The organism is Kitasatospora sp. NPDC101176 (assembly GCF_044768035.1).
Taxonomy (GTDB): domain Bacteria; phylum Actinomycetota; class Actinomycetes; order Streptomycetales; family Streptomycetaceae; genus Kitasatospora.
In genome coordinates this window covers 70669-86753 of record NZ_JBIWPA010000026.1, presented here as the reverse complement: position 1 = coordinate 86753, position 16085 = coordinate 70669, and the positions used below count along the sequence as shown (strand labels likewise).

13 protein-coding genes are annotated in these 16085 nt (G+C 76.0%); 8 read left to right on the top strand and 5 right to left on the bottom strand.

Going from position 1 to position 16085, the window contains the following annotated elements; all coding sequences use genetic code 11:
* Window positions 1-40 precede the first annotated feature (40 nt).
* Together ACIRS1_RS28895 and ACIRS1_RS28890 are read left to right on the top strand one after the other, a co-directional pair.
* Window positions 41-940, top strand: a complete 900-nt coding sequence (locus tag ACIRS1_RS28895; RefSeq protein ID WP_402844876.1) for a DUF1963 domain-containing protein — start codon at window positions 41-43, stop codon at window positions 938-940.
* Window positions 941-1331: 391 nt separating this feature from the next.
* Window positions 1332-2135 (top strand): putative protein N(5)-glutamine methyltransferase, encoded by an 804-nt coding sequence (locus tag ACIRS1_RS28890; protein WP_402844877.1) that lies wholly within the window; start codon window positions 1332-1334, stop codon window positions 2133-2135.
* A gap of 70 nt (window positions 2136-2205) precedes the next feature.
* Here ACIRS1_RS28890 and ACIRS1_RS28885 read toward each other — a convergent pair whose 3' ends face one another.
* From ACIRS1_RS28885 to ACIRS1_RS28875, 3 genes are all read right to left on the bottom strand, one after another.
* Window positions 2206-2637 carry a PPOX class F420-dependent oxidoreductase gene (locus ACIRS1_RS28885; RefSeq protein WP_360221738.1) on the bottom strand — a complete coding sequence of 144 codons (432 nt, stop codon included), beginning with the start codon at window positions 2635-2637 and terminating at the stop codon, window positions 2206-2208.
* Window positions 2638-2765: 128 nt separating this feature from the next.
* Window positions 2766-5690 carry an RNA repair domain-containing protein gene (locus tag ACIRS1_RS28880; RefSeq protein ID WP_402844879.1) on the bottom strand — a complete coding sequence of 975 codons (2925 nt, stop codon included), beginning with the start codon at window positions 5688-5690 and terminating at the stop codon, window positions 2766-2768.
* Entirely contained in the window at window positions 5690-7528 is a 1839-nt protein-coding gene (locus ACIRS1_RS28875) for an RNA ligase family protein (RefSeq protein ID WP_402844880.1), read from the bottom strand. Before ACIRS1_RS28875 ends, ACIRS1_RS28880 begins: the two co-directional genes overlap by 1 nt.
* Window positions 7529-7980: 452 nt before the next feature.
* Between ACIRS1_RS28875 and ACIRS1_RS28870 the strand changes: the two genes are divergently transcribed.
* A complete protein-coding gene (locus tag ACIRS1_RS28870; RefSeq protein ID WP_402844881.1) occupies window positions 7981-8226 on the top strand; it encodes a hypothetical protein in 246 nt (81 codons plus the stop codon).
* 36 nt (window positions 8227-8262) lie between these two features.
* Here ACIRS1_RS28870 and ACIRS1_RS28865 read toward each other — a convergent pair whose 3' ends face one another.
* The gene (locus tag ACIRS1_RS28865) at window positions 8263-9093 is read right to left on the bottom strand and encodes a PIG-L family deacetylase (RefSeq protein WP_387899436.1); all 831 of its coding nucleotides are present in this window, start codon (window positions 9091-9093) and stop codon (window positions 8263-8265) included.
* A gap of 418 nt (window positions 9094-9511) precedes the next feature.
* Here ACIRS1_RS28865 and ACIRS1_RS28860 point away from each other — a divergent pair, with 418 nt between their 5' ends.
* The 5 genes from ACIRS1_RS28860 to ACIRS1_RS28840 all read left to right on the top strand — a co-directional run bounded on the left by ACIRS1_RS28860 (window position 9512) and on the right by ACIRS1_RS28840 (window position 14816).
* A complete protein-coding gene (locus tag ACIRS1_RS28860; protein WP_402844884.1) occupies window positions 9512-10684 on the top strand; it encodes a CopD family protein in 1173 nt (390 codons plus the stop codon).
* 407 nt (window positions 10685-11091) lie between these two features.
* Window positions 11092-12645 carry a carboxylesterase/lipase family protein gene (locus ACIRS1_RS28855; RefSeq protein WP_402844886.1) on the top strand — a complete coding sequence of 518 codons (1554 nt, stop codon included), beginning with the start codon at window positions 11092-11094 and terminating at the stop codon, window positions 12643-12645.
* A gap of 207 nt (window positions 12646-12852) precedes the next feature.
* A complete protein-coding gene (locus tag ACIRS1_RS28850) occupies window positions 12853-13548 on the top strand; it encodes a hypothetical protein (protein WP_402844887.1) in 696 nt (231 codons plus the stop codon).
* A gap of 271 nt (window positions 13549-13819) precedes the next feature.
* Complete coding sequence (locus ACIRS1_RS28845; RefSeq protein ID WP_402844889.1) at window positions 13820-13984, top strand: GPR1/FUN34/YaaH family transporter; 165 nt, start codon at window positions 13820-13822, stop codon at window positions 13982-13984.
* Between the two features lie 115 nt (window positions 13985-14099).
* The gene (locus tag ACIRS1_RS28840; RefSeq protein WP_402844891.1) at window positions 14100-14816 is read left to right on the top strand and encodes a flavodoxin family protein; all 717 of its coding nucleotides are present in this window, start codon (window positions 14100-14102) and stop codon (window positions 14814-14816) included.
* Between the two features lie 487 nt (window positions 14817-15303).
* Here ACIRS1_RS28840 and ACIRS1_RS28835 read toward each other — a convergent pair whose 3' ends face one another.
* Window positions 15304-15963 carry a hypothetical protein gene (locus ACIRS1_RS28835; RefSeq protein WP_402844893.1) on the bottom strand — a complete coding sequence of 220 codons (660 nt, stop codon included), beginning with the start codon at window positions 15961-15963 and terminating at the stop codon, window positions 15304-15306.
* Window positions 15964-16085 lie beyond the last annotated feature (122 nt).

Sequence of the window (16085 nt, the reverse complement as noted above, 5' to 3'; positions counted from 1 at the left end):
TACAGCCCGCCGTCCCTTTCCCCGCCGCACGGAGACGACCATGACCCGCACCACCCCGCCACGCCCCGTGGATGTGGAGGACCTCTTCCCCGAACTGGTGGCGCTGCGCCGTGAGGCCGTACGTCTCCACCCGCGGGCCGGCGAGCCGTCCCCGTCCGAGAGTTCGGTCGGTGGGCCGCTGCTGTGGCCGGCCGGCGAGCCGTGGCCGCTGTGCCCGAGCACCAGCCACCCGGAGCAGTGGGGGCAATCCGCCACACAGGGGCCGGTGCCGATGGTCCCCGTCGTCCAGATCCACCGGAAGGACGTTCCCCAGCTCGCCGCTCCCGCCGGGGCCGACCTGCTGCAGGTGCTCTGGTGCCCGTTCATCGTCGACGGCTGCCCGACGGCCACGCCCCGGGTGATCTGGCGCAGTTCCGCAGCGGTGGGCCCGGTCGTGGCCGCCGCGCCGTCGACGGTGGGCACCGCGCCCCGGGACAGCATCCCGGCACCGTGCGTCGTGCACCCCGAGCCGGTGGTCGACTACCCGAGCTGGGACATTCCGGAGGAGCTGAGCCCGGCACTGCAGGTGCGGATGGAGGAACTGGAGGCCCGCACCGGCCTGTGGTGGGGCTATCACCTGGCCGAGGCCCCGGGGATCAAGCTCGGCGGATACCCGAGCTGGACCCAGGACCCCTGTTGGCCCGACTGCCCGAGCTGCGGGCAGGCGATGGATCACCTTCTGACGGTCAGTAGTGGGGAGTACGACGGCGAGTCGTACCGTACCTGGCTTCCTCTGGAGGACCGCGACAGCGAGACCGGCGAGGAACGCGAGGACGCCACCGGAGGCCGTGGAGCCCACCGGGCGGCCCGACTGATGATCGGCGACGCGGGCGGCGTCTACGTCTTCGAGTGCCGGGCCTGCCCGGACCGTCCGGTGGCCCACCACTGGGACTGCTCGTGACCTGGCGCGCACCCGTGGCAGCCGGCGGCCGCCGCGGGTGCGCGGCCCCGCGCGGCGGCGCGTCACGATCAGTGTGTGGAACGCGTGCGGATCCGGTCCCGTGAACGGGCGGCCGAGGCCGGGAACGGAGCAGTGCGGGCCCGGGGGCGGAGCAGTGCGGGCCCGGGGAACGGCCGGTCACCCGTGGTAGTGGTGCGGTAGGGTGGCCGGTGCCGAGTACGACCGCGACTCAAGGAGGTGAGCCCCATTACCGGTATGTCCGAGCGGGTGCTCCCGGAGCGCGGCCGTGCGGGCGCCCCGCGCGCGTAGCGCGGACGCGTCGGCGCGGCACAGACCCTGGCGGGAGCCCTGACGGAGTCGTTCTCCTCCCGATCTCCCCCAAGGGGTCCTCTTGTCCGTCTTCGCCTCCGCCACCCTCCGTTCCTCGGTGATCTCCCGGCTGCGCGCCGCGGGCTGCGTGTTCGCCGAGGACGAGGCGCGGATCCTCCTCTCCGCCTCCACGACCCCGGCCGAACTGGCCGCGATGGTCAGCTCCCGGGCCGCCGGCCGGCCTCTGGAACACGTCGTCGGCTGGGCCGAGTTCGCCGGCCTGCGGATCGCCGTCCAGCCGGGCGTCTTCGTCCCGCGCCGGCGCAGCGAGTTCCTGGCCGCCACGGCCACCGGGCTCACCCGCCCGGGCGCCGTGGTCGTCGACCTGTGTTGCGGCAGCGGAGCCCTCGGGGCCGCGGTGGCGGCCGCGGCGCCGCACCCGGTGGAGCTGTACGCGGCCGACGTCGACCCGGCGGCCGTCCGCTGCGCCCGTTCCAACCTCGCCGGCGGGGCCGGGCCCGCCGGGGCGCGGGTCTTCGAGGGCGACCTGTTCGCCGCCCTGCCGGACGCCCTGCGCGGCCGGGTGGACGTGCTGCTCGCCAACGTCCCGTACGTCCCGACCGCCGACATCGCGCTGCTGCCGCCGGAGGCACGGCTGCACGAGGCGCGGCCGGCGCTGGACGGCGGAGCCGACGGCCTGGACGTGCTGCGCCGGGTCGTGGCGGAGGCCCCGGTCTGGCTCGCGGCGGGCGGGACGCTGCTGTTCGAGACCAGTGAGCGGCAGACGCCGACGGCCCTCGCGGTCGTCCGCGCGGCCGGCCTGGCGGCGGCCGACATCCGGCACGAGGACCTCGACGCGACGGTGGTCACCGCGACCCGGCGCTGACGCGGCCGTCACGGGCGCGGTTGACCGTCCCCGGCGCGGCGTCCCGGCCGGCCGGTACGGGACCGAGGGGTCAGACCCGGGAGCCGTAGACGTGGTCGACCGGGATGGTCAGCAGGACGCGGCGGTCGGCGACCATCACCGCGCGGTACTCCGCCCAGTCGGGGTGCTCGCCGGCGGCCCGACGGTAGTAGTCCACCAGCGCCTCGACCTCCGGGCCGTCGGGGTCGGTGCCGGGCCCGGTGAGGGTGGCGACGCCCTCGGCGGTGGCCCAGGTGCGGCCGTCCGGGCCGGTCACCTCGAGGCTGACCCTGGGGTCCCGGCGCAGGTTCGCGGTCTTGGCCAGGCCGTCCCGGGTGGAGACCAGGATGGCGTTGGTCTCCGGGTCGTAGTACGGCAGGACGGGCGACAGCTGGGGCCGGCCATCGGCCTTGATGGTGGCGAGGATGCCGAGCCGGCTCCGGGCGAGCAGGGCGTACGGGTCGAACGGTGTGGTCGCGGTCATGGCAGCATCATCGGCCTTCACACCGGTGTGAAGGTCAAGGCAGGGCAGGCGTGTTGCGGCCGGCGGGCCGGCGGGCAGGTTGACGGATGGACAGGTTCCGCCGCGCTGTGCCGCGCCGCGCACGCCCGCTACGCCGGCGTCGGCAGCGCGCCGCCGTCCACCCGCTCGACGCGGACGCCGGGCAACCCGCGGCACCAGGCGGCGGCGATCCGGTCGACGGCCCCGGGGCCCGGCGGCTCGGCGCCGAGGCCGATCGCCAGGCGGGTCGCCCCGTGGGCGCCCTCGAACGGTCGCGGCCAGGCGTGCAGGCCGGTGGCCCCGGTCCGTTCCAGGGCCGTCAGCAGGGCCCGGAGCCGCCCGCGCACCGCGCCGACGGTGTCCTCCGTCGCCGTGGCCTCGACGGTGACGACCGCCCAGGCCGCGTGCCGCCGGTGCAACGGTGGCACGGCGAGCAGTGAGGGCCACGGGTCGTCGCCCTCCGTCGCGAGCTCCCAGGCGCGGTAGAGCTCCTCGGTGAGCAGCTCCCGGGCGTCCGGGCCGACCTGGGTGGTGCAGCTCCGGACCGGCGCGGAGGGCGTGAACACCGCCACCGGCTCGCCCTGGTGGGCCGTCACGGTGCCGTGCAGGCTGACCGGCTCCCGCCAGTCCCAGGCCGCCCAGGTCTCGGCGAAGCGCCGGAACAGGTCCTCCTCGGCGACGTCGTCGGCACTCAGGACCGTCCGGGCGGCCAGCACCGTCCAGGCCAGTGAGGGCAGTTGGCCGAACGGCGCGGAGTCCAGACCGCGCGCCCGGGCCCAGGCCTTGACCTCCCGGGCCAGCCTGACGAACCGCCCGTGCCGGTCGCCGACCGCCGCCAGCACGGCCTCGGCGTCCCCGACCGCGCTCAGCGCGACCGCGGCCTCCGCACCCAGCTCCGCACGGCGCCCGACCGCGTCGCCCGGGGCGAGCGACCCGCAGTGGACCACGACGAGGTCCACGTCCAGCCCCTCGGCGGTGAACCGCAGCCCCGGTACCCTGGCCCCGCGCACCGCGCGGACCCGCCGGGCGCCGGGCAGCGCCGCCGTGACCCGGGCACGCAGCCCGGCCGGATCGGCGGCCCCCGGCAGCACCGCGACCAGGTCCAGATCGGCGCCGTCCAGCTGGCAGCCCATCCGCCGGGACCCGACGGTGTGGACGACCCCGTCGGGCAGGGCCGCCGCGATCCGCTCCGCGACGGCCCGGGCCGCCGCCTCCTCCGCGCGGCGCCGGGCCCCGGGCTGCGGAGCGGTCTCCGCCCCTGCCGTACCGTGCCCGGCGACCTCGTGCGCCGCGCCCCCGTGCCCGGTGGCCGTCCGCTGCTCGGCCAGCCACCGCACCTCGCCGGTGCCCAGCGCGACCACCGCGCGCGGACGCATCGGCTCACCGCCCCGGCGGGACAGCACCACCAGTTCGCCCACCCGGGCCGTGACGGAATCGAGCAGCGCCGCGCAGTCGGCGGCGGCCTGCTGCGGATCGGCGCTGCGCCCGAGCGTCAGGTGCGGGGTGAAGCCCTCCGCCCGGCCGCGGCAGCGCGGGAAGCGCCGTTCCAGGGCGTGCCGCAGCGCGGCCCAGGGCGCGGGGGAGGAGGCCGCCGGGTCCAGCCACAGGGTGGCGTCCTCGCGGTGTCCGAAGGTGTGCACGCCGTCCAGCCGGGCGGTGAACGGCGCCTGCTCGGCGGCGGCCGCGCCCAGCAGGGGCAGCGCCCGGTCCAAGGCGGACTCCGGGACGAAGCCGAACAGCAGGTTGACGTGCGGCGGCCAGCGCCGCAGCTGAGGGTCGTACCGGCCGCGCACGCGCTGGATCGGGGGCCACAGCTCCTCGGGCGGGATCCAGGCGACGGCGGTGCGGGCGGTCGGCGCCACGTCGAGCAGCGCAGCCGCCCCGGTCCCGGCCAGGTCGAGGTCCACCAGCACGCCGTAGTGGTCGGACGGGTACAGCCCCGAGGCGTCCGGCCGGTCGCCGAGCAGGGCCGCGGCCGCCACCCGGGCCCGCTCGGTGCGGTGCAGGACGCGGTCCAGCCGGGCGGCCCGGCCGCTGAGCGAGGAGACCGCGGCCAGCGGGTTGGCGGTCGGGTCGAAGGTGGCGGTCGCGTCGGCAGGCCCGTGCACCTGCGTCCAGGCGTCCCGCAGGCCGAGCGCGGCGGCCGGGCCCTCGGCGCCGGAGCGGCCGTCGTTGAAGTCCCCGAGCAGCAGCAGGTCGCCCTGGACGCCGGCCAGGCCCTCGGCGAGTTCGGCCAGTTCGGCCTCCCGGCGGGCCGGGCCGCCCGCGGTGTGGTCGCTGGTCAGGTGGACGGCGGCGACGGTCAGCGGTGCGTCGGCGGCGCCCAGCGTGACGGCGGTGACGGCCTTGTGCGGGCCCAGCACGTGCCGGCCCGCCTCCAGCACCGGCAGCCGGCTGAGCAGCAGCAGCCCGTAAGCATCGACGTCGGGACCGAGCGGGTCGGTGCCGAGGGTGTAGCCGGCCCGTACCCAGGGGGCGTCCAGCAACAGGGCGACCAGGGCCGGTTCGACCTCCTGCAGCGCGATGACGTCCGCGTCCGCCGCCTCCAGCGCGGCGAGCAGCAGCGGCCGTCGCCGGGCGGTGTCGATCCGGTCGGCGTCGTAGCGGTCCCACAGGGTGTTCCAGGTGACCACCCGCACGGGGGCGGCGCCGGTGGTGTCGCCGGTGTCGCCGCCGCCGCTGTCGCCGTGGGTGGTGCCGGAGGCCGGTTCGGCGGGCCGCCAGCCGCCGTCCGGCCGCCAGTCGTACGGGGTGAGGGCGGTGAAGAACGGTGCCGGAAGGCGGCGCGGCGCGGTGCGCCGGCCGGCCGCGGTGCTGTCCAGGACGTCCACGCCCGAGTCGCGGTCCCAGACCCGGACGCCGTCGGCCTCGACGAAGCGCACCCGGTGCCAGGGGATGTCGCCCGCGTCGGCGAAGGCCTCCAGCGGGACGAGCTCGGTGCGGTCGTCGCGCTGGCGCACGCCCACCGAGAACCGTGCGGGGTCGAAGCGGGAGTCCCAGCGGACCCGCTGACAGACCTGTTCGATGGGGCGCATCAGTCGTCCTCTCCGTCGAGGGTGCCGGCCGTGTCCTCCACGGTGCCACTCGGGCCGACGTACCAGGTGCGGTGGGCCTGGCCGGGGTAGGGCGGGCTGAACCGGCGCAGCTGGGCCGCGAGCACCTCCGGCGGCACCGGGTGCGGCCGGGCGGCGTTGCGGCGCGCCAGCTCGGCCTCGTCGACCAGCAGCACCACCTGGGTGACCAGGGCGTCGCGGCGCTGCGCCACGGCGTGCACGGCCGCGCGCTGGTGCCGGTTGAGCGAGGTGGCGTCCCAGACGACGGTGGCCGGGCGGGCCGGGTCGGCCGGGTCGGCCAGGTCGCTCGGATGGGCGGGGTCGGGCCGGGCGAGGGCGGCGTCCAGCCGGTCCAGGCCCTCCCGGAGCACGGCGGCGTTGTCGCGCTGGTCCGCGCGGGAGCCGCGGGCCTCGCGCAGGTCGTCCAGCGAGATCCGGGCGCCGACCCCGGGCAGGGCGGCCGCGAAGGTGCTCTTGCCGCTGCCCGCCGGGCCGGCGAGGTGCACCAGCCGCGGGAAGCGGCCGTCCCGCCACCGCCAGGCGGCCGCCACGGCCTCCTCGACGGTGTGGATCCGGCCCAGCGCGTACGCCTCACGGGCCTGCGCCCAGCAGCGGTCGGCGGCGTCCCGGTCGAGGCCCGCGAGCGCCTCGCGCAGGCCCTCCCGCAGCGGGCGCAGCGGCGCCTCGGCGAGCAGCCCGGCGTCCTCGGCGTGCAGCGCGGACCAGGCCACCTGGTCGCGTTCCGACGCTCCGGGCGCGGCCGTCGCGGCGACGGCGTGCAGGACGCCGAGGTCGGCGGCGCAGGAGAGCCGGACCAGCCCGGTGCGGCGGTCCTCGTCCGGATAGGGCTGCTGCAGGCCGGGGTGCAGTCCGACCAGGTCGGCGACCCGCCGGGCCAGCGGCAGGCCGAGCACACCGGCCAGCCGGGGTGCCAGGCCCTCCCGGCGGGCCGCGCCCAGCGCGGTGGCGAGCACTCCGGCCAGTCGAGCGTCCCCGCCGCGGCCGAGCTCGTCCAGCCGGGCGGACACCTCGGCCAACCGGTCGGCGGTGGCGGGCAGTCCGGCCTCGCGTGGTCCGTCCTCGAGCAGTCCCGCCCCGAGCAGGCCGTCCTCGCGCAGTCCGTCCTCGGGTAGCCGCAGTGCGGCGGCCAGTGCGGGGAGTTCCGGCAGCGCCCCGGAGCGCACCGACCAGAGGGCGGCGCCCGGGCCCAGCCCGTTCTCCACGACGGCGGCGTGCATCCAGTGCGTGTCGGTCCGCACGTGCTGCGGCCGCACCCACTTGGCGACCCGCCGCCCGAACTCCGCCCGGGGGAAGCCCGCGGTGGTCCGCACCACGTAGCCCTCCTGGCGGTCGAGGTCCAACCGCAGCGCCCGCAGGGCCCGTTCGTCGTACCGGCCGCGCCAGAGCACCCGCGGTGCCGGCACGCCGAGGCGGCGCAGGAAGCGGACGGTGTCGTCCCAGCCGAGGCAGACGTCCCGGTCGGTCCAGACCGAGAAGCCGTGGAACCAGCTCTCCAGGTCGGTGTACGGGATCGAGTGCCGGGCGAACAGGTTCTCCCCGCAGATCCGCCAGCCGGCCGGGATCCGCGGGCCGATCCGGCCCTGCAGGCCCTTCACCCAGGCACGGGAGGGGTGGTGCGCCGAGTCCAGCGAACGGGCGTGCAGGCCGTCCCGGTAGAGCGTGGTGTTCTCGCCGTCGAGCTTCTCGGTGACGACGACCTCCGCGCCCGTCAGCCCGGAGAGGTCGCCGCTGCGGACGTCGTCCGCCGCCGCCCCCGGGGACCAGGGCAGGTGCGGCGTCCGAGGGTAGTGCACGCGCATGCCCGGCTCCTTGGAAGGTGGTTGATCCGCCGACACTGTAGGAGCGGGGGAGAACGCCCGGCCACCGATTAACGGGCCAACGGCGCAGGTGGGCGGGGTGACGGCCGGTCGGCCGACCGGGTGGGCGGGGTGGCGGGCACGGTCGGCCCCTGGTGCGGCCGGCCGGAGGGCGCCACAATGCGCGCATGGGGAGACGGCTCGGGGCGGGCTCGACGGGCGCGGGTCCGACTGGCCTGCCGGGTGCTACGGGGCTGGTCGGTCTGCGGGGCCTGCAGGGCTTGCGGGGCCTGGGGCTGACAGGCCTGACAGGCCTGACGGGGCTGGTGGTGGGGCCGGCCATGGCCGCGGCGTGCGGCGGACCGCCGACCGCCGCACGCGCCACCGTGCCGCCCGCCACGGCGTCGCCGTCCGCCGCAGGGGCGGTCCCGTCGGCCGACCCCGTGGCGGACTGCGTGCTGAGCATCGGGCCCTGGCTGCAGACCGCCCTCGACGGCGGCACCGACCTCGGCGACTACCAGGAGATGGGTCTGTCCAGCGCCCAGGGCGGGGCGCTCCGCGACCTCCAGCGGCGGGCCGCCGCCCTCCGGGCCCAGGGGCCGCTGCCCGCCGGCTGGGCGGCGGAGGAGGTCCGGCGCTCCTGTGCCGCGATCGCCGCCGCCCGGGCCACGGCGACGGCGAGGCCGACGGGCTGGCCGTGACCGGAGGGCGGCGCCGTGGCCCGGGTGGCGGGTCGTTCAGCGCAGGCCGGCGAAGAGGTCGTTCTCGGGCAGTTCCGCGTCGGTGGTGTCGTGCACCCGGACGAAGGTCTCCACACCCATCAGCTGGGTGAACTTCTCCTTGCCCATCTTCAGGAAGAAGATGTTCTCGCCCTGGCTGGCGTGCGCGGCCAGCGCGTCGTACTTCTGGCCGCCGAACCCGGTGGCGTCCACCCAGGTGGTGATCTCCTCGTCGGGGAGGCCGATCTCGGGCAGCTCCGACCCCTCGCTGCCCGGCTCCTCCCACTCCCCGCCGAGCTCGCGCATGACCTCCCCGAACTTCGCCATCATCGAGCGCGGCGCCGTCGTCCAGTACACCTTCGGAGCCGTGCCGACCAGCTCCAGCGCCCGCGTCGTGATGCGGTTGGCCTGGATGTGGTCGGGGTGGCCGTAGAAGCCGTTCTCGTCGTACGTCACGACCACGTCGGGTTGGTACTTCCGCATCAGGTCGGCCAGGCGGGCCGCCGCCTCGTCCACCGGCGTCGTCCAGAACGAGCCGGGCGCGTCGTTGGCGGGCCAGCCCATCATCCCGGAGTCGCCGTACTCGAGCAGTTCCAGGTGGCCGACCTCGAGGACCTCGCAGCTGGCCTCCAGCTCCTGACGGCGCATCGCGGCGACGGCCGCCGGGTCGTGCCCGGCCTCGCCGGGCTTGACGCCCCCCGGACCGTCTCCGCAGGCGCCGTCGGTACAGGTGACGAGCACCGTGCGGATGCCCTCGGCCGCGTAGCGGGCGAGCACACCGCCCGTGCCGGTGGCCTCGTCGTCGGGGTGGGCGTGCACGGCCATCAGGGTCAAGGGCCGGTCAGTCATGGGGCTCATCCTTCGGTCTGCCGAGTGTTCGGCCTCAGTCTGCGGCACGGGGCCGACAGGGAGCGTGGTTCGCCGTGGTTCTGATCGACTGTTGGGAACGACGGGGCCACCGCCCGCTATTCCGGCCGCCCGGCCTCCGGTGCGGGGCGCACTCCGCAGGCCTGATGCGAGCGGTGGTGGCGTCGGACGGCCGGTCCGGCGCCATCGCCGTTTCGTGTACGGAGCGTGGCGGTGAGGCGCGGCCGTCCCCGCCGTCACGCCCGCCCGGCACGCTGGTGTCACAGCCGCCCCGGCTGTCTCACCAGCCGAAACGTCGGGATCGCGGGTGGCGTGGCGGGGAGCTCGCGAGACGGCGATGGTTGCTCACCGTGGTCGACGGGGTGTTCTCGAGCGTGCATATTTAGGTTAGCCTTACCTCATGCACACTGCCTCCCTGGCCGCGACCACGGCCGGATACGTCATGCCCCAGGCCTGGCGGATCCTCAGCAAGACCGGCTACTTCCTCGGCCTCAGCGGGGCCATCGGTGCCACCGTCACCTACGCCACCACCGTCCGCCCCGCGCTGCGCGCGCCGCAGACACGCCCCGAGGACACGGTGGTGCTGCGAAGAAGAACCGCGGCCTACCTCGCCTGGGCGGGCGTGGTGCTGCTGGTCGCCGGGTACTTCCAGCTCGCGGCCCGGGTGGCACGCGCCGGCAAGGGGATGCCCTTCGGTGACGCCCTCGTGCCCGACCGGATCCTGGACTTCCTGCAGGCCCCCGCCGCCAAGGGCGCCTGGATCGCCCAGGGCACCGTCTACCTGGTGCAGAACGCGGTCCTGGTGGTGACGGCCGCCGCCCTGACGTCCCTGTTCGTCCCGGCCGTCCGCCGGCACGTCGACGCCGTCGCCCTCCTCGCGCTGCCGCTCTCGCTCGCCGTCACCCTGATCGGCGCCGTCCCGGCCACCAAGCCCGCCGACCTCGACCGCTGGCTGGACCTCGTCTTCGACCAGACCCACATCGTCTCCGGCGTGGTCTGGCTCGGCGGCCTCGCCCTCCTGGTCGCCCTGGCCGGCACCCGCGGCCGGCTCGGCGACGGCGCCGGACTGCTCTGGGCCGACGTGTGGCGCCGGTTCAGCCTGGTCGCCATGGTCTGCGTCGGCGCGGTCACCGTGTCGGGCCTCTGGCTGAGCTGGAAGCACGTCGGCGCGGTCTCCCAGCTGTGGACCACCGGCTACGGCATCGCCCTGTCCGTCAAGGTCCTGCTGGTCCTCGGCCTCGTCGCCGCCGGAGCCTTCAACCAGTTCCGCCTGATGCCGCGGATCGTCCAGGCCCGCCGGGCCGACGACCAGAGCTCGCTGCTGCACCTGACCCTGCGGCACTTCCCGCTGGTCGTGTGGGGCGAGGTCGCGCTCGGCGTCGCCGTGCTCGCCGTCATGCCCTTCATCTCGGGCTCGGCCCGCACCGAGGCCGGCAGCGCCAAGGCCGTCTCCTCCACCACGGTGTTCGCCGGCGGGGCCGCCCTGGTCGTCGCCCTGGTCGTCTCGCTCTACGCCACGGCCAAGGCCTCCGACGCGCTGGCCCGCCGCACGCCCACCACGGCCGCGGCCTGACCGGACCCGCTGCGGCGGCGCAGGCGGGCGGAGGGGCGGGGCGTCACCGCGGCGGTTTCCGGCGGACGCCCCGCCCTCCGTCGTGTGCGCCCCCGGCGCCGAAGCCCGGTCGTCGTCGCCCGCCTGCCGCACCCGCCGAAGCCCGGCCGCCACGGCGCCTGCCCGCCTGTCCCGCCGCTAGGGCGCCCGCCCGCCCCGCCGCCCGCGGCCGTCCCCAAAACCAGTGGCCCGACCGCCGATCCGGTGCGATGATCCGCGGAGCGGGCGGCCGGGCCCTTCGTCGTCCGGTGCCGACCCGGTTGCCCGAACCGGACCGGACCGGACCGGACCGGACCGGACCGGACCGGACCGGCGCGTCTCGGTCCGGATCGGCCGCACCAGCCGGATCCGCCGGAAGGGACGTCGTCGTGACCGCCTCCACAGCCAGCCCGTCCGAGTCCACGCCCGCACCGGAGGCCCGCACCACCGCGGGTGCGCTGCGCGGCACCTGGGAAGCGGGGCTCGCGGTCTTCCGCGGCGTCCCGTTCGCCGAGCCGCCGGTCGGGGCGCTGCGCTTCGCCGCACCGCAGCCCGTCCGCGGGTGGGCCGGCGTGCGGGCGGCCGAGGCGTACGGCCCGCCACCGCCCCAGGCCGGAGTGCTCGGCACGGACGGCCCCGCCGATCCGGCCGCGGACGGTGACTGGCTGACGGTCAACGTCTGGTCGCCCGACCCGGGCCCGGGCGCGGGCCTCCCGGTGCTGGTGTGGATCCCCGGCGGCGGCTACGTGATCGGCTCCTCCGCGCTGCCCGAGTTCGACGGCGGCCGGCTGGCCGCGGGCGGCCTCGTCGTGGTCACGCTCAACTACCGGCTGGGCCTGGAGGGCTTCGCGCAGATCGAGGGCGCCCCCGCCAACCGCGGTCTGCTCGACCAGCTCGCCGCCCTGCGCTGGGTCCACGACAACGTCCGGGCCTTCGGTGGCGACCCGTCGCGGGTCACGGTCGCCGGCCAGTCGGCGGGCGGCGGCTCGGTCGCCGCTCTGCTGGCGATGCCGCGGGCGGCCGGACTCTTCCGCCGGGCCGTCGCGCAGAGCGTGCCGGGGACGTTCCTCACGCCCGAGCTGGCCGCCGACGTCGCCGCCGCCTGCGCCGCCGAACTGGGACTGCGGCCCACGGTGGCCGACCTGTCCACCGTCGACCCGGCCCGGCTGCCCGCCGCGGGCGACGCCGTCTCCGCGAAGATCGGCCGGTGGGCGGACCGCTGGGGCCCGATCACCCACCGGCCGATCCCGTTCGCCCCCGTCGTCGACGGCGACGTCCTGCCCGCCACCCCCTGGCAGGCCCTCGCCACCGGTGCCCCCACCGGCACCGCCGCGGACGTCGACCTCCTCGTCGGCCACACCCGCGACGAACACCGGCTGTTCAGCCTGATCGACGGCGTGCTCGGCCAGGTCACCGAGGAACAGGCCGAGACCGCCCTGCGGATGCTCGCCCCCGGCCCGGACGGCGCCCGCCGCCACCGGGCCGCCCACCCGGCGGCCGGCCCCGAGGAACTCTACGAACTGGTCAACGCCGACTGGCTGTTCCGCATGCCGACCCTCCACCTCGCCCGGGCGCACGCCGCCGCCGGCGGGCGGACGTTCCTCTACGAGCTCACCTGGCCCGCCCCCGGCCTCGGCGGGATCCTCGGCGCCTGCCACGGCCTCGACGTCCCGCTCGTCTTCGGCAACCTGAGCAGCGGCCAACCCGCGTTGCTGATCGGCGACACCCCCTCGCCGGAGGCGGAGGAGCTCTCCGCGCGGATGCGCACCGCCTGGACGGCCTTCGCGACCGACGGGGACCCGGGCTGGCCCGCCCACGAGCCCGGGCGGCGCCTCGTCCAGCTCCTCGACGCGCACCCGGCCGTCGCCCCCTACCCGGAGGAGGCCTCCCGACTGCTCTGGCAGGACCACGACTTCGCCGCCATCCCGCTGCTCGGCGGCTGATGCCTCTCACCCGGACGAGCCCCGGCGGCCGGGGTCACGGGTGGGGTCAGCCCGGCCCGCGGGCGGGCGTGGACACCCGGGCCGTCACCCCCGCGGCGGCCGGCTCCTCCACCGGCACCCGGCGGACCGGACGCGCACGGTGCCGGCCGGCCACCGGCGGCCGTCCCGAGGTCCTGGCTGACAGTGCCGCATGACACAGTTCGGCCCATGAACATCACCACCACGAGCCACAGTTGGGACGAGGCGGTCGCCCTCTTCGAGCGCCGCGGGCTGCCCGTCTCCTCCTACGAGAACCTCTACGAGGAGGAGTACGACGTCCACTCCGGCGATTTGACGGTCGACGGTCACCTTGACCTCGACGCCGCGGAGCCGGACGGCACCGGCTACGTCGTCGACGGCGACCTCGCCGTCACCGGTGCCGTCCTCAACACCGACGACGGCTGCCCGGCGCTGATCGTCCTCGGGGACCTCAGGGCCGCCGCCGTCTACCTGGAGGGCGACGCCAAGCTCCTCGTCCGCGGGGACGTCCACGTCGAGGCCTTCGTCGGCAACATGACCGACAAGCTCGTGATGCTCCACGGCGACCTGCACGCCCGGGTCACGGTGCTGTCCGCCGAGTTCGCCCCCGACCTGGTCGAGGGCATCCTGCACGGTCCGGTGCTCGCGCCCGCCTACCTCGCCCCCTCCGCCGGCGGGCCGCCGGTCGACGCCGCGACGGTGCTCGTGCCCGAGGTCCTGACCACCGGCACCGGGGAGGACCCGGACGAGCTGCGCGGCTTCGACGCGCCCGGCGTCCACGGCGGCCGCCTGCTGAGCCGCATCGAGGCCGGCCTGCCCGTCACCCTGGCCGGCCCGTCCGGGACTGCTGGGACGGCGGCCGCAGGGCCGAGCACGGAAGGCTGACTCGCAGGACGTCCGGCCGGAGGAGCCGCTCGGCCCGGGCAGCGGCGCGGCTCGCTCGTCCAGCCGGTCGGCCGGTCGGATTGAGCGTCCGCAGACCGGAAAGACGCGAGCGGTGCGACGGGCTTCCGCGCCGGGGAACGGTCCCGGCCCGGAAGCACGGCCGCCGATGAGCGGGTGCCCGAGGCACGCCACGGCGAACCCGGGGGCGCCGTGCCCGCCGGAAGGACACGGGCGGGCGGCGCGGTCGGGCACGCCGTGGAGAGGAGTCGTCGTGGCGGGTACCGGCAGGACCGATCCGGGCTCCGTGCTCCCCCCGAAACCGCCGGCTCCGCCGACCCCTCCGGCGGCACCCACGACCATCGCCGATCCCGGCGCCCTCGGCCTCGCGGCCTTCGCGATGACCACGTTCGTCCTGAGCTGGTACCGGGGCACCTGACCGCGTCGACCGTCAGGCGACCGGACCAGCCCGGCGCGCGCCCGCGCCGCCGGGCTGGTCAGCTGTACGGGGAGTCCGCGACCCGCCCGGCTCCCGGACCACGTGGGAGGAACCCGTGCCGGACCCGACGACGTCGTACGCCGACCTTCGCGCCCTGGTGATCAACTGCACCCTCAAGCGCTCCCCGGAACGCAGCCACACCCAGGGCCTGATAGACGTCAGCACCGGCATCCTCGAACGCCAGGGCGTCGAGGTCGAGGTCCTCCGGGCCGTCGACCTCGACATCGCCACCGGCGTCTGGCCCGACATGACCGAACACGGCTGGGACACCGACGAGTGGCCCGTCATCTACTCCAAGGTGATGGCCGCCGACATCCTCACCCTCGCCGGGCCGGTCTGGCTCGGCGACAACTCCTCCGTCATGAAGCAGGTCGTCGAGCGGCTGTACGCCTGCTCGTCGATCCTCAACTCCGAGGGCCAGTACGCCTACTACGGCCGGGTCGGCGGCTGTCTGATCACCGGCAACGAGGACGGCGCCAAGCACTGCGCGATGAACGTGCTCTACAGCCTCCAGCACCTGGGCTACACGATCCCCCCGCAGGCCGACGCCGGCTGGGTCGGCGAGGCCGGCCCCGGTCCGTCCTACCTCGACGAGGGCTCCGGCGGCCCGGACAACGACTTCACCAACCGCAACACCACCTTCATGACCTGGAACCAGCTCCACCTGGCCAGGCTGCTGAAGGACGCCGGTGGCATCCCCGCCCACGGCAACCAGCGCTCCGAATGGGACGCCGGCTGCCGCTTCGACTTCGAGAACCCCGAACACCGCTGATCCGCTGCGGACGGGACGGCCCAGGTGCGAGGGGCCGGAGCGCCCGAGACCCCCGCGGGGCAGGGGCCGAGGACTTGGGTCGGGGTCAGCGTGCGGCCGGTGCGGGGCCCACGAGCTCTTTGAGGACGCCCTCCATGGTGACCGGGCCGAGCGTGGTACCGGGTTCGGCGAAGACGGCCTCGCCGGGCGGGGTGACGTTCAAGGCCGGGTCTGCCCCCGGATTGTCCGGCGGTCGGGCTGCCGAGCCGGGCGGGCCCGAGCAGCACCGCTGCGAGCTCCCGTGGCGGGGCCGATGTGGCGATCCGGCGAGCAGGACCTGCCGCCGCGACGGCGATCACCGCGCAGGCGGTGAGGAGTCCGCGGAGGACGGTGGCCGGCTCGCTCCGCCGGCCCGGCGGAGGTGAGTGCGGGCATTTCCTCGGCGAGGATCGGCGCGCCCATCGCCGCAGCCGCGGCGCGGATCCTCGTCCGTGGGGCGAGGCCCGTCTCAGCGGTCTCCCAGGAGCGCGAAGGCGAACGCCAGGCGGCGGTCGATCCACTCCGCCTTGACGGTGACCTTCTCGCTTCCTTCGGAGAGCATCACTACCACGCCGTCGGCACGCCATTCCAGGGTGCGCGGCTTGGCGGGGTGGTCCCCGCCGTCGGCTCCGAGGTCGGCGACGGCTCCGAGGACACCGACCGCGAACCGGCCGGCCGCCCGCGCGAGCGCGTCCTTCGGCGAGCCGCCCGCGATCCACTCGTTCCGGCCGACGATGGTGGGGTGGTCCGGTTGGTCGATGGCCCAGGTGTGGCGGAAAGGACGCCTGGGCGGAACGCGGCGAAGGGTCCCGATGAGCTGCCCCTGGCCGTCGTGGACGGGGTGGTGTCGCTCGCCGGCGACCTCCTGCGGTTCGCCGACGTAGCAGAGTAGACGGGTGGCGTCGCGGTCTTCGAAGAGGGCGAGCTCAGGACCGCGGGCAGGGGGAGCCGACACCGGTAGCGGCAGGTCCGACATGGCCACGTACGCGCACGGGGCGAGGACGCGGTCGTTCGTGCCGCGCTTGGCCACGCGGACGGCGCGGGGGCCCCGCGTGATGCGGTTGCGCGTGGGAGTGGCAGGCCGTTCGACGTCGCCGACCACGAACTCCCTGACCCGTTCCCAGCCCACGGGCTCGACGGGGGCTTCCGCCGGGCGGTTCCTGTTCGCGCCGAAAAGCATTCCCGCCCCCAGACGGTCCGGCTGAGCCTGATCAGCCGCCGACCCTACACGGATCCGCCCGGACGCCGCTC